This is a genomic window from Agromyces sp. NPDC058064, assembly GCF_042885275.1.
In the GTDB taxonomy this organism is placed as follows: domain Bacteria; phylum Actinomycetota; class Actinomycetes; order Actinomycetales; family Microbacteriaceae; genus Agromyces.
The window spans coordinates 306,644-319,449 of the sequence record NZ_JBHVSE010000003.1 but is presented as its reverse complement, the minus strand read 5'-3'; the positions used below and the strand labels follow the sequence as shown (position 1 = coordinate 319,449).

Genomic DNA, 12,806 nt, shown 5'->3' with positions numbered 1-12,806 from the left:
CGACGTGAACACCAGTTCTCTCGCCCTCGGTCAGTCCGGCACCGGACAGACCACCGCCATGCGTGCCCAGGCACGCCGACTCAACGAGCGGATCGCCCTGCGCGCCGGCCTCGCACTCATCGCGTGGAGCCGTCGACAGAGCGAGCGCGTCTCGCACGAGGCCGTGATGCTGCGCCAGCAGAACACCGCGCTCGCGCACCGGGTCCGTGCCGGCGATCTCCAGCGGATCGCCCTCATCGGCCCCAACCTCTGAGTCGTGATCGCATGAACGCCATCACGACCACCCCAGCACCGGACGGCGCCGTCGCCCTCGCGGCGGCGCCGTTCGCGCCCCAGCGCACCACCCTCGACCCCGTCGCCGACGGTTCGACCGCCACCGCGGCCGGAACGCCGACGTCGGGGTCGAGTGCTGCGCGCGGCTACGCCCTGGGCGGCACGCCGTCTGCCGGCTCGGCCGCATTCAGTCGCAGGGCGATGTCGAGCAGGCTCACGCGGTGCAGGCTCGAGACCTCCGCCAGGGGCACCCATCGCGCCTCGTCGCTCGAGCCGTCGACCTCGTCGCGCAACTCGCCGCCGATGACCGACGCCCGGTAGATCACGCGCATCGCGTAGAGCGGGTCGGTACCCGTCCGACGCTTCGAGGCCGGGATCACCATCGTGTCGATGCCGAGCAGGCGGTCGATGGATGCCTCGTAGCCCGTCTCCTCCGCGATCTCGCGTCGAGCCGCCTGGAGCGGGTGCTCGCTGCCCTCCACACCGCCGCCGGGCAGCGTCCAGCCCGAGCGGCCGTGCTCGTTCCAGTGGGCGAGCAGGATGTGCTCGTCGCGGATGATCACGCCATACGCCGCGATGCGGATGTCCATCCCGTCACCCTACCCGCGCGGGCAGGGCGGACGTCGAGCTCACCGGGTGCCGCTCACCCCTCGCGCATCGAATCGCGCTGCACGGCGTCGAACTGGGCACCGCTGATCGTCGGGTCGCCACCGAGGCCCTGCGCCCGGGCGACCTCGTCGTTCGGGTTGACCTGCGACACGTCGCCGTGATCGTCGACGTACTCGTGGTAGACGCCGCGACGGGCGTTCTCGCGCTCGGCGAAGCCATGACCGCGGGCGATGAGGTAGACGAGCACGGTGATGAACGGCACGAAGATGAGGAAGAGCAGCCAGACGGCCTTGCCCCACCCGGAGAGCTTCGTGTCGCGGAAGAGGTCGGCGATGACCGAGAAGAGCGCCACGAGATAGGCGACGAACACGAAGAAGCCGAACAGACCGCTGAAGACATCCCAGAAGTTGGTGTCGAATGCCATGGCCCTACCCCCTGAAAGCGAATACCACGGCGAGATCACCGGGTTGAGCCAACAGTAGCGAATGCCGAGGCGGCGATGGGGGTGATTTTCTCGCGGCGCGCGAGAACCACGAGCGAGACTCCGAATGCCCCCGTCCGACGCCTCCTCGACGCGGAAACGAGAAGAACCCCAGTCGAATGACTGAGGTTCTCGATCGAGTGGAGCCTAGGAGATTCGAACTCCTGACATCCTGCTTGCAAAGCAGGCGCTCTACCAACTGAGCTAAGGCCCCGAGCCGGATGCGACGCACCCGATGTGTTGTGGAATTTTCAGAGTGGGGATACGAGGACTTGAACCTCGGACCTCTTCGTTATCAGCGAAGCGCTCTAACCGCCTGAGCTATATCCCCGTGTTTCGGCCGAAGGACAGACTACCTGAGACTTCAGGAATATCCGAATCGAGCCGAACCCGGCCGCCGACGGGGCGCGAAGCGCCCCGTCGGCGGGCGGGCCTAGTTGTTCGTGAACCCGACCAGGATGCCGCCGGTGATCTTCACGCTGAGGTTGTAGAGCACCGCGATGATCGCACCGAGCGCGGTGGTCACGACCAGGTTCAGGAGCGCCGCGACGACCGAGAAGCCCATGACGTTGCCGAGCGAGAGGATCGACGAGAGGTCGCCGCCGGTGCCGGCGACGTCCTTCACGAGCTCGTTGAGCTTCGAGAACACGTCGGTCGAGTTGAGCACCGTCCAGATGAGGAAGGTCGCGACGATCGACACGACGGCGAGGCACACCGCCACGAGGAACGACAGCTTCACCGCCGACCAGAAGTCGACATAGACGAGCCGCAGGCGCACCTGCTTGGCCGGGGCGCGCTTGCTCGACTTGCGGGCCAGCTTCTCGGCGACGCTACTCATTGACGGTTACTCCCTCTCCGGCGGGCTCGACCGCGTCGGACTCTGCGGTCTCCTCCACCAGATTCCGTTCGGAATTCTTCGCGATGGCGATGATGCGGTCGTCTGCCGCGAACTTCGCGAAGACGACGCCCATCGTATCCCTGCCCTTGGCAGGAACCTCGGCGACATCGGAGCGTACCACCTTGCCGCTGGCAAGAACCACCAGCACCTCGTCATCGGAACCGACGATGAGCGCACCGGCGAGATCGCCGCGATCCTCGTTGAGCTTCGCGACCTTGATGCCCAGCCCGCCGCGGTTCTGCAGCCGGTACTGGTCGACCGCGGTGCGCTTGGCGTAGCCCCCCTCGGTGACGACGAACACGTACTGCGCGCCGTCGACCTCCTCCGAGACATCGGGCTCATTCTCAGGGATCTCACCGGCGGCACCCGAGCCCGGGACCACGGAGGCCTCGAGCAGTGCGTCGCCGTCGCGGAAGCTCATGCCCTTGACGCCCGAGGTCGAGCGGCCCATCGGGCGCAGCGCCTCGTCGGTCGCCTCGAAGCGGAGCGACATGCCCTTCTTCGAGACGAGCAGGATCTCGTCGTGCTCGTCGGCGAGCATCGCCGAGACGAGCTCGTCGCCCTCGCGGAGCTTGATCGCGATGACGCCGCGCGAGCGGTTGGTGTCGTACTCCTCGAGCGCCGTCTTCTTCACGAGACCGTCGTGCGTCGCGAGCACGAGGTATTTCGCCACCCCGTAGTCGCGGATGTCGAGGATCTCGGCGATCTCCTCGTCGGGCTGCATCTCGAGCAGGTTCGCGACGTGCTGGCCCTTCGCGTCGCGACCGGCCTCCTGGATCTCGTACGCCTTCGCCCGGTACACCCGGCCCATGTTCGTGAAGAACAGCAGCCAGTGATGGGTGGTCGTGACGAAGAAGTGCTCGACGACGTCGTCGGCGCGCAGCTGCGCGCCCTTCACGCCCTTGCCGCCGCGGTGCTGCGAGCGGTAGTTGTCGCTGCGCGTGCGCTTCACGTAGCCGCCGCGCGTGACCGTGACCACCATCTCCTCTTCGGGGATGAGGTCTTCGACGGACATGTCGCGGTCGAAGCCCGGCATGATGTGCGTGCGGCGCTCGTCGCCGTACTTGTCGACGATCTCGGCAAGCTCTTCGGAGACGATCGTGCGCTGGCGCTCGGGCCGGGCGAGGATGTCCTTGAAGTCCATGATCTCGGCTTCGAGCGCCTCGGCCTCGTCCATGATCTTCTGACGCTCGAGCGCCGCGAGGCGGCGCAGCTGCATCGCGAGGATGGCGTCGGCCTGGAGGTCGTCGATGTCGAGCAGGTCCTTCAGACCGGCACGCGCGTCGTCGACCGTCGCCGAGGCGCGGATCAGCGCGATCACCTCGTCGAGCGCATCGAGCGCCTTGAGGTAGCCGCGCAGGATGTGCATGCGCTCCTCCGCCTTGCGGAGGCGGAACTGCGTGCGGCGCACGATGACGTCGATCTGGTGGTCGACCCAGTGCGCGATGAACCCGTCGATCGAGAGCGTGCGGGGCACGCCGTCGACGATCGCGAGCATGTTCGCGCCGAAGTTCTCCTGCAGCTGGGTGTGCTTGTACAGGTTGTTCAGCACGACCTTGGCGACCGCGTCGCGCTTCAGCACGATCACGAGGCGCTGGCCGGTGCGGCCCGAGGTCTCGTCGCGGATGTCGGCGATGCCGCCGATCTTGCCGTCCTTCACGAGGTCGGCGATCTTGATCGCGAGGTTGTCGGGGTTCACCTGGTACGGCAGCTCGGTGACGACGAGGCAGGTTCGGCCCTGCAGTTCCTCGACGCTCACGACGGCCCGCATCGTGATCGATCCGCGGCCCGTGCGGTAGGCGTCGGTGATGCCCTTCACGCCGAGGATCTGCGCCCCGGTCGGGAAGTCGGGTCCCTTGATGCGCTGCAGCAGCGCCTCCTGCAGCTCTTCGCGGGATGCCTCGGGGTTCTCGAGGTACCACTGGGCGCCCGAGGCGACCTCGCGGAGGTTGTGCGGCGGGATGTTCGTCGCCATGCCGACCGCGATGCCGACCGAGCCGTTGACGAGCAGGTTCGGGAAGCGCGCGGGCAGGATCGACGGCTCCTGGGTGCGGCCGTCGTAGTTGTCCTGGAAGTCGACGGTCTCCTCGTCGATGTCGCGCACCATCTCGAGCGCGAGCGGAGCCATCTTCGTCTCGGTGTACCGGGGGGCGGCCGCGCCGTCGTTGCCGGGCGAGCCGAAGTTGCCCTGGCCGAGCGCGAGCGGGTAGCGGAGGCTCCACGGCTGCACGAGTCGCACGAGCGCGTCGTAGATCGCGGTGTCGCCGTGCGGGTGGAACTGGCCCATGACGTCGCCGACGACGCGGGCGCACTTCGAGAACGCCTTGTCGGGGCGGTAGCCGCCGTCGTACATCGCGTAGATGACGCGGCGGTGCACGGGCTTCAGTCCGTCGCGGACCTCGGGCAGGGCGCGACCCACGATCACGCTCATCGCGTAGTCGAGGTAGGAGCGCTGCATCTCGAGCTGCAGGTCGACCTGGTCGATCTTGCCGTGGATGCCGGGGCCGTTCTCCTCGGCGGCGAACTCGCCGCCCGCGCCGGGCTCGATCACATCAGATGTCAAGGAAACGCACGTCCTTCGCGTTCTTCTGGATGAAGTTGCGGCGGCTCTCGACGTCCTCGCCCATCAGGGTCGAGAAGATCTCGTCGGCGGCGGCCGCGTCGTCCATGGTGACCTGCAGCAGCGTGCGGGTCTCGGGGTTCATCGTGGTCTCCCACAGCTCCTGGTGGTTCATCTCGCCGAGACCCTTGTAGCGCTGCACGCCGTTGTCCTTCGGGATGCGCTTGCCTGCTGCGAGCCCCGCGGTGAGGAGCGCGTCGCGCTCCTTGTCGGAGTACACGTACTCGTGGTCGGCGTTCGTCCACTTCAGGCGGTAGAGCGGCGGCTGGGCGAGGTAGACGTAGCCGAGCTCGATGAGCGGCCGCATGTAGCGGAACAGCAGCGTGAGCAGCAGCGTGGTGATGTGCTGGCCGTCGACGTCGGCGTCGGCCATGAGCACGATCTTGTGGTACCTGGCCTTCTCGGTGTTGAAGTCCTCGCCGATGCCGGCGCCGAACGCCGTGATCATCGCCTGCACCTCGTTGTTCGCGAGGGCGCGGTCGAGGCGTGCCTTCTCGACGTTCAGGATCTTGCCGCGCAGCGGGAGGATCGCCTGCGTCTCGGGGTTGCGGCCCTGCACGGCGGAGCCGCCGGCCGAGTCGCCCTCGACGATGAAGATCTCGGAGACCGACGGGTCCTTCGAGGAGCAGTCCTTCAGCTTGCCGGGCATGCCGCCCGACTCGAGGAGGCCCTTGCGACGGGTGGCCTCGCGCGCCTTGCGCGCGGCGATGCGAGCCGTCGCCGCCTGGATCGCCTTGCGGATGATCTCGCGGGCCTGCGTCGGGTTGCGTTCGAACCAGTCGCCGAGCTGCTCGCCGGTGACCTTCTGCACGAACGACTTCGCCTCGGTGTTGCCGAGCTTGGTCTTCGTCTGGCCCTCGAACTGCGGCTCGCCGAGCTTCACCGAGATGACGGCGGTGAGGCCTTCGCGCACATCGTCGCCGGAGAGGTTGTCGTCCTTCTCCTTGAGGATGCTCTTCTCGCGCGCGTAGCGGTTCACGAGCGTCGTGAGTGCCGCGCGGAAGCCCTCTTCGTGGGTGCCGCCCTCGTGCGTGTTGATGGTGTTGGCGTAGGTGTGCACCGACTCGGTGTACGCGGTCGTCCATTGCATCGCGACCTCGAGCGCGATCTTGCGCTCCGTGTCCTCGGCTTCGAACGAGATGATCTCCTCGTTGACGAGTTCGGCGCGCTTCGACTTGTTGAGGTACTCGACGTAGTCGGTGATGCCGCGCTCGTAGAGGAAGGTGTCGGTGCGGGGGCCCGAGGTGCCGTCGGCATCGACCTCGGCGGTGTCGTCGGGATCGACGACGTCGTGCCCGGCGCGCTCGTCGGTGAGCGTGATGCGCAGTCCCTTGTTCAGGAACGCCATCTGCTGGAAGCGGGTGCGCAGCGTCTCGTAGTCGAACTCGACGGTCTCGAAGATGTCGGCGCTCGGCCAGAAGGTGATCGTGGTGCCGGTCTCGTCGCTCGCCTCGTCTTGCGAGAGCGGAGCCTCGGGCACGCCGATGTTGAACGCCTGGCGCCAGATGTGCCCCTCGCGCTTGACCTCGACCTCGAGCCGGCTCGACAGCGCGTTGACCACGGAGGAACCGACGCCGTGGAGACCGCCGGAGACCGCGTACCCGCCGCCGCCGAACTTGCCGCCGGCGTGGAGCACGGTCAGCACGACCTCGACGGTCGACCGCCCCTCGGTCTTGTGGATGCCGACGGGGATGCCACGGCCGTTGTCGATCACGCGCACGGCACCGTCGGGCAGGATCGTCACGTCGATGTCGGTCGCGAAGCCTGCGAGCGCCTCATCGACGGAGTTGTCGACGATCTCGTAGACGAGGTGATGGAGTCCTCGTGGCCCGGTCGAGCCGATGTACATGCCGGGCCGCTTGCGTACCGCTTCGAGGCCCTCGAGAACCTGGATCGCGTCTGCACCGTATTCGGGCGCGCCCTGGGCCTTCGTCGGTTCCGCTGTCATGGGTGAATCGGGCTCCAAACCGTCGTTCTGGCGACTCTCGATCCTATCAAAGAGGCGGTGCCGCAGGGCCGTGAAAGGCCGCTCTCGCGCAACGAATCGGGTTCAGTGACCGTTTTGGTCTTCTCAGCCGTAGGTATCGCGCGGACCGCGCCCTGGAACCGATCTGGGACCCTTTTTCCAGGTGGGGGCGTCTGGCCCTTGGAAGCGGATGGTCTCGACACCCGCTCCGGGGTACCTCGAGACGATCTCGGTGACGAGCTGCGTGCGCATCATGCGGAGCTGGGTCGCCCACGCCGTCGACTCGCAGCGGACCTGCAGCACCCCGCCCTCGATCGCGATGGCCTCGGAGTGCCTCGCAGTGTCTTCGCCGACGATCTCGGCCCACGAGGCGAGCACGTCGTGCTGCGACAGCGGGCCCGTCCAGCCGAGCTGCGCGCTCAGGCCGTCGAGCGTCGCGCCGAGCGCCTTCGGGTCGCGCCCAGGGGTGAACGGCTGGTTCTCGCTGTCGTCGCGCGTGCGGACACGGTTCGCTCGTCCGGCCCGCAGCCGGGGCTCGCCGCCGAAGATCTCGCGGAAGTGCCGGTAGACCCGCGCCGCCTCGGATGCCTCAGCCATCGGCCTGGTCGCTCTCTCGCTCGGATGCCTCGGCGCCCGACTCGGCGCCGGGCTCATCGCCTTCGTCGTCAGGGGTGCCGACGATGCGCCCCGACTCGATGTGCACGATACGCGCGATGAGCGGCGCCGGCACGTCTTCGAGGACGGCCGCGGTGACGAGCACCTGCTCGAACCCGGCGATCGCGCCGGCGAGCCGTTCACGGCGGAGGCGGTCGAGCTCGGCGAAGACGTCGTCGAGCACGAGCACGGGATCGCCGGTGCTCGAGTCGCGGCGGAGCAGCTCTGCCGAGGCGAGCCGCAGCGCGAGGGCGAACGACCACGACTCGCCGTGGCTGGCGTAGCCCTTGGCCGGCAGCCCGTTGAGGAGGAGGAGCACGTCGTCGCGGTGCGGGCCGACGAGCGTGACGCCGCGCTCGAGCTCCTTCGCGCGCAGCGCCGCGAGCGCCCCGGCGAATCGCTCGGCCGTCGGTGCCGAAGATCGCCCCGACCCCGACGAGATCGGGCCGGCATCGAGCACGTCGTCGCCGGCCTCCGCATCGCCGCCGTCGATCGACAGCACCGCCCGGAGCTCGGGACGATGGTCGGCATCGACGATCGAACGGTAGGCCGCGGCCACAGGGTCGCCGAGTTCGGCGACGAGCGCGAGGCGCTGGTCGATGAGCTCGGAGCCGAGCACCACGAGCCGTTCGTCCCAGATGTCGAGCGTCGTGAGCTTGTCGGCGGCGAGCCCCCGGGCCCGGGCGCTCTTCAGCAGCGTGTTGCGCTGCTTGAGCACCCGGTCGTAGTCGGCCATCACACCGCCGAGGCGCGGAGTGCGCTGCACGAGCAGCTCGTCGAGCATGCGCCGTCGGACGCCCGGTTCGCCGCGGACGATCGCGAGATCCTCGGGAGCGAACAGCACGCTGTGGGCGTAGCGCGGCAGCTCGCGGGTCTTCACGGGCGATCGGTTGAGCTGGGCCCGATTCGCACCCTGCCGGTTGAGCTGGAGCTCGACGAGCAGTTCGCGGTCGCCGTGGGCGAGCAGCGCACGCACGATCGCCGCGTCGGCGCCGGCACGGATCAGCGCCCGGTCGCCCGAGACCCGGTGCGAACCGAGGGTGGCGAGGTAGCCGATCGACTCGACGAGGTTCGTCTTGCCCTGGCCGTTGCGGCCGACGAGCACGGTCGCACCGGGGCCGAGCTCGAGCTCGGCCCGCTCGTAGTTTCGGTAGTCGGTGAGCGAGAGTCGGGCGACGTGCACGGGCACCGCTCCTCTCGTTCGACCACGCCTACGCTACCGGCGGCCGCCGACACCGCGGCACGTGGCATCCAACCCGATCGTCGACCGTCGAAGCGACACGAGCCGTCGACGATCGGGCCGGCTCCGCGCGGCGCCGAGACCTCAGCGCAGCAGCAGGTTGGGCTGCAGCAGGTAGCGGTAGCTGTCGGCGCCGGCCTGCTCGCGCGAGGTCTGGCTCGTGATGAGCACGGGGCCGGGCTTGTTCGGGTTCTCGGTCTTCGTGAACGAGATGCGCACGAACTCCGAGTGCACGGCGCCGAGTCCGTCGAGGAGGAACTGGGGCTTCAGCGACACGACGGTGTCGTCGCCGGTCAGGATGGCGTCGATCGACTCCGACGCCTGGGCCTGCTCCGAGCCGATCGCCTCGAGGGTGAGGCCGTCGGCGGTGAAGCTGTAGCGCAGCGCCGCCTCACGCTCGAGGACGAGCGCGACGCGACGGGTCGCCTCGATGAGGTCGGCGGTGTTCATCACGGCGTAGTTGTCGACCGTCTCGGGGAAGAGACGGCGCACGGGCGGGAAGTTGCCCTTGATGAGCAGCGACGTCACGGTCTTCTTGTCGGCGCTGAAGGCGATGAGCTCGCGGTCGTCGCGGCTGGTGATCGCCACGGAGATGTTGCCGGCGTTGCCGAGCGTCTTGCCGACCTCCTGCAATGTGCGGGCCGGGACGAGTGCGGTGATCGCCTCGTCGCCGGCGGCGACGTTGCCGCCGTCCCAGTCGATCTCGCGCACGGCGACGCGGTAGCGGTCGGTCGCGACGAGGCCGAGGCTGTTCTCGCGCACCTCGAGCTGGACGCCCGTGATGACCGGGGTGACGTCGTCGCGCGAAGCGGCGACGGCGACCTGGGCGACCGCGGCCGCGAACTCCTCGGCGGGGACGAGACCGGACTGCTCGCCGATCTCGGGGATCGACGGATACTCCTCGACCGGCATCGAGAGCAGCGTGAAGCTCGCGGAGCCGCAGCTGACCGAGATCCGGCTCTCCTCGGTCGCGATGCGGACGGGCGCGTTCGGCAGCCGGCCCGCGATCTCGGCCAGGAGACGACCGGAGACGAGCACGGTGCCGGGCTCTTCGACGTCGGCCTGGATCTCGGTCTGCGACGACACCTCGTAGTCGAAGGAGGACAGCACGAGCCCGTCGGTGGTCGCCTTGATGAGGACGCCGGAGAGGATCGGCAGCGTCGTGCGCTGCGGAAGCAGCTTCACGGCGAAGGACACGGCCTCACTGAAGACGTCGCGGTTGACCTGGAACTTCACGGTTCTCCCGTCGTGGATGTCGCTTGGTGGGTCCCATGCTATCCGCACGACTGTTGACGGCGTCGGAGAATCCGCCGGTCGTGCGGCCGGGCGAGCTCGACCGAGCCCCCGCTCGACGCTCGCCGACGACGAGGTTGTGGGAATCGCCCCTTAAACAACTCTCTCTTAACGGTGTTAACCGTTGTGGAAACTGTGGATGGTGTTCAGAGACCCGCGGAACGACGCCGATCGAGGGGCATTCGATCTGTGCACGGTGTGTGGATTCGATGCCGGTCACATCGATGCCGATCGGAACGCCGCACACCGTTCTGCACAGGCCGGCGACGCGTCTCAACAGTCCTCAGGCGGTTGCTCGTTAACAATCCACAGGTTCTCCACAACTGTGGGAAGCGTGCTGAGATCGGTCTGCAGGGTCGCTGCAGAGACCGTTCCGGGCGTGTCGGACGGCAGGATCGGCGGATCGGCTCAGCGGTAGCGCGTCGTCTGCTTGATGCGTGCGGTGAGCTCGGTGACCTGGTTGTAGATCGAACGGCGCTCCTTCATGAGCTCCGAGATCTTCTTGTTCGCGTACATCACCGTCGTGTGATCGCGGTTGCCGAACAGCTGGCCGATCTTCGGCAGCGACAGGTTCGTGAGCTCGCGGCAGAGGTACATCGCGATCTGCCGGGCGGTCGCCACCGCCTGCGAACGGCTCGAGCCGTACAGGTCGTCGACCGTGAGCTTGAAGTAGTCGGCCGTCGCCGTGATGATGTCGACCGGCGCGACCACGTTGTCGGAGTCGTCGGTGATGAGGTCCTTCAGCACGGTCTGCACGAGGGGCATGTCGACCGGCGTGCGGTTGAGGCTCGCGAACGCGGTCACGCGGATGAGGGTGCCCTCGAGCTCGCGGATGTTGGAGGACACCTTCGATGCCATGTACTCCAGGATGTCGTCGGGCACCTGGAGCCGTTCGGACTGCGCCTTCTTGCGGAGGATCGCGATGCGGGTCTCGAGGTCGGGCGCCTGGACGTCGGTGATGAGGCCCCACTCGAAGCGGCTGCGCATGCGGTCCTCGAAGCCGGTCAGGTGCTTCGGCGGGACATCCGAGGTGATGACGACCTGCTTGTTGTGGTCGTGCAGGGTGTTGAAGGTGTGGAAGAACGCCTCCTGCGTCTCCGCCTTGCCCTGCAGGAACTGGATGTCGTCGATGAGCAGGATGTCGATGTTGCGGTACCGCTGCTGGAACAGCGACCCGCGGTTGTTCGCGATCGAGTTGATGAAGTCGTTCGTGAACTCCTCGGAGGAGACGTACCGCACGCGGATGCCCGGATAGAGGCTCATCGCGTAGTGGCCGATGGCGTGCAGGAGGTGGGTCTTGCCGAGCCCCGAGTCGCCGTAGATGAAGAGCGGGTTGTACGCCTTCGCCGGCGCCTCGGCCACGGCGACCGCTGCGGCGTGGGCGAACCGGTTCGACTGCCCGATGACGAAGCTCTCGAACGCGTACTTCGGGTTCAGCCGGGTATCGCGCGAGGAGACCGGGCTCGTGTTCTCGAAGACCGACTGCGGCGAGGCGGGAAGCTCGACGGGGTCGGGCTCGCTGCCGTAGCCGGGCTGCGTCTCGGCGGCACGCACCGCCTCCTCGAGCTCGGGGTTCACCACCACGTAGAAGGAGGTGACCGGCGAGGGCGCCTCGACGGCGCTCATCGCGGAGAGGAGCGAGACCCGCATGCGCTGGTTCAGCATGCTCGCGGTGAAGTCGTTGGGGACCTCGAGGTAGAAGGTGCCGGCCGCGATGCCCTTGGGCTCGACCAGGTTGAGGAACCCCTGCAGCATCGGGGTGATCGCGTCGTCGTCTGACAGTCGATCGAGGATCGTCGCCCAAGTGTCGGAAATGGGCTGTTCTGTCATCGTTCCCCGCAATCAGGTTCTGGTGGTCTCGTGTGCCGCTCATCGATCCCCCATCGACGAAAGCAAGCGGCGCGAGGCGAGTGTTCACAGTGTTATCCACCCCCTGTGGGGAGATTCGGGGACTTGCCCGTGTTTCCGCGCACGAAGCTGGGGATAACTGGTGTCAAACGCTATCCGAGGAAGGCCCCGCCGACAAATGCCGATTCGAGGATTCGATCGTGTCGGCGTGTCGGTCCACAGGTGATGTCGAGGTTCACGGGATACTGTCGGGTTCGATCTGCGCCTCGATCTCGGCGTCTCGGTTTGACCGTTCGCGTGCGAGGCCGTAGTTTTAATCAGTTGACCCAGCCCTTTCGGGCACCCAGTTTTCCCGCCGCCGAGCTGCAGCACCTGTCGCAGCCACTTCCCGGCGAGGAGATTCGACCAGCCGGAGAAGAAGAATGAGCAAGCGTACGTTCCAGCCGAACAACCGTCGTCGTGCCAAGAAGCACGGCTTCCGCCTTCGCATGCGCACCCGCGCGGGCCGTGCCATCCTGTCGGCACGTCGCGCCAAGGGCCGCACCGAACTCTCCGCATAGTTCTTCGGTGCTCGCCAAAGCCAATCGCATCACGAACGCCGACGACTATCGAGTCATCGTGCGCCGTGGTGCGAAGGTCGCCGGTGCCCACACCGTGAGCTACGTGCGCTCACGGGAGTCGGGCACCGACGCGCGCTTCGGCTTCATCGTGTCGAAGAAGGTCGGCGGTGCCGTTCGCCGCAACCTCGTCCGCCGCAGGCTCAAGGCCGCGTGCCACGAGGTGCTCGGCGACGGCTTCAGCGGTGTCGACATCGTCGTGCGAGCGCTGCCGTCCGCGGCCGCCGCCGACTGGGAGGCGCTCCGCTCGGAAGTGATCGGCGCCTGCTCGGACCGCCGCGTCCGAGACCGGGTGAAGGGCGGATGA

General features: G+C 67.5%; 12 protein-coding genes and 2 tRNA genes. 3 read left to right on the top strand and 11 right to left on the bottom strand.

Translation table 11 applies throughout. From position 1 onward, the window contains the following. The first annotated feature begins 4 nt into the window (after positions 1-4). The gene (locus ACFVSL_RS13225; RefSeq protein ID WP_386941428.1) at positions 5-253 is read left to right on the top strand and encodes a hypothetical protein; all 249 of its coding nucleotides are present in this window, start codon (positions 5-7) and stop codon (positions 251-253) included. Positions 254-419: 166 nt separating this feature from the next. On the opposite strand, the gene ACFVSL_RS13220 is transcribed toward ACFVSL_RS13225, so the two are convergent. The 11 genes from ACFVSL_RS13220 to dnaA form a co-directional block, all read right to left on the bottom strand. Continuing rightward, complete coding sequence (locus ACFVSL_RS13220; protein ID WP_386941427.1) at positions 420-863, bottom strand: NUDIX hydrolase; 444 nt, start codon at positions 861-863, stop codon at positions 420-422. 53 nt (positions 864-916) lie between these two features. After that, on the bottom strand, positions 917-1,306 hold the full coding sequence (locus tag ACFVSL_RS13215) for a PLD nuclease N-terminal domain-containing protein (protein ID WP_386941426.1): 390 nt from the start codon (positions 1,304-1,306) through the stop codon (positions 917-919). A 198-nt stretch (positions 1,307-1,504) separates the two neighbouring features. Beyond that, positions 1,505-1,577, bottom strand: a tRNA-Ala gene (locus ACFVSL_RS13210). 43 nt (positions 1,578-1,620) lie between these two features. Beyond that, positions 1,621-1,694, bottom strand: a tRNA-Ile gene (locus ACFVSL_RS13205). A 102-nt stretch (positions 1,695-1,796) separates the two neighbouring features. Further along, positions 1,797-2,201 carry a DUF3566 domain-containing protein gene (locus ACFVSL_RS13200; protein WP_386941425.1) on the bottom strand — a complete coding sequence of 135 codons (405 nt, stop codon included), beginning with the start codon at positions 2,199-2,201 and terminating at the stop codon, positions 1,797-1,799. Next, complete coding sequence (gyrA, locus tag ACFVSL_RS13195; protein ID WP_386941542.1) at positions 2,194-4,719, bottom strand: DNA gyrase subunit A; 2,526 nt, start codon at positions 4,717-4,719, stop codon at positions 2,194-2,196. The genes ACFVSL_RS13200 and gyrA overlap by 8 nt, the downstream gene beginning before the upstream one ends. Positions 4,720-4,813: 94 nt before the next feature. Continuing rightward, a complete protein-coding gene (gene gyrB, locus ACFVSL_RS13190; RefSeq protein WP_386941424.1) occupies positions 4,814-6,829 on the bottom strand; it encodes a DNA topoisomerase (ATP-hydrolyzing) subunit B in 2,016 nt (671 codons plus the stop codon). A gap of 123 nt (positions 6,830-6,952) precedes the next feature. Continuing rightward, positions 6,953-7,444, bottom strand: a complete 492-nt coding sequence (locus ACFVSL_RS13185) for a DUF721 domain-containing protein (protein WP_386941423.1) — start codon at positions 7,442-7,444, stop codon at positions 6,953-6,955. After that, positions 7,437-8,684 (bottom strand): DNA replication/repair protein RecF, encoded by a 1,248-nt coding sequence (gene recF / locus ACFVSL_RS13180; RefSeq protein WP_386941541.1) that lies wholly within the window; start codon positions 8,682-8,684, stop codon positions 7,437-7,439. Before recF ends, ACFVSL_RS13185 begins: the two co-directional genes overlap by 8 nt. Before the next feature lie 141 nt (positions 8,685-8,825). Beyond that, positions 8,826-9,977: a DNA polymerase III subunit beta gene (dnaN, locus tag ACFVSL_RS13175; protein WP_376942694.1), complete on the bottom strand. Its 1,152-nt coding sequence runs from the start codon at positions 9,975-9,977 to the stop codon at positions 8,826-8,828. Between the two features lie 465 nt (positions 9,978-10,442). Then, positions 10,443-11,864: a chromosomal replication initiator protein DnaA gene (dnaA, locus tag ACFVSL_RS13170; RefSeq protein WP_386941422.1), complete on the bottom strand. Its 1,422-nt coding sequence runs from the start codon at positions 11,862-11,864 to the stop codon at positions 10,443-10,445. Positions 11,865-12,304: 440 nt separating this feature from the next. Here dnaA and rpmH point away from each other — a divergent pair, with 440 nt between their 5' ends. After that, the gene (gene rpmH / locus ACFVSL_RS13165) at positions 12,305-12,442 is read left to right on the top strand and encodes a 50S ribosomal protein L34 (protein ID WP_022889115.1); all 138 of its coding nucleotides are present in this window, start codon (positions 12,305-12,307) and stop codon (positions 12,440-12,442) included. 7 nt (positions 12,443-12,449) lie between these two features. Beyond that, positions 12,450-12,806 (top strand): ribonuclease P protein component, encoded by a 357-nt coding sequence (gene rnpA, locus ACFVSL_RS13160; RefSeq protein ID WP_386941421.1) that lies wholly within the window; start codon positions 12,450-12,452, stop codon positions 12,804-12,806.

Bases quoted from the DNA above. Each gene is read 5' to 3' on its own strand.
- dnaA (WP_386941422.1), bottom strand. From the start codon at position 11,864: ATGACAGAACAGCCCATTTCCGACACTTGGGCGACGATCCTCGATCGA.
- ACFVSL_RS13200 (WP_386941425.1), bottom strand. From the start codon at position 2,201: ATGAGTAGCGTCGCCGAGAAGCTGGCCCGCAAGTCGAGCAAGCGCGCC.
- ACFVSL_RS13215 (WP_386941426.1), bottom strand. From the start codon at position 1,306: ATGGCATTCGACACCAACTTCTGGGATGTCTTCAGCGGTCTGTTCGGC.
- gyrB (WP_386941424.1), bottom strand. From the start codon at position 6,829: ATGACAGCGGAACCGACGAAGGCCCAGGGCGCGCCCGAATACGGTGCA.
- gyrA (WP_386941542.1), bottom strand. From the start codon at position 4,719: ATGCAGCGCTCCTACCTCGACTACGCGATGAGCGTGATCGTGGGTCGC.
- rpmH (WP_022889115.1), top strand. From the start codon at position 12,305: ATGAGCAAGCGTACGTTCCAGCCGAACAACCGTCGTCGTGCCAAGAAG.
- ACFVSL_RS13220 (WP_386941427.1), bottom strand. From the start codon at position 863: ATGGACATCCGCATCGCGGCGTATGGCGTGATCATCCGCGACGAGCAC.
- ACFVSL_RS13185 (WP_386941423.1), bottom strand. From the start codon at position 7,444: ATGGCTGAGGCATCCGAGGCGGCGCGGGTCTACCGGCACTTCCGCGAG.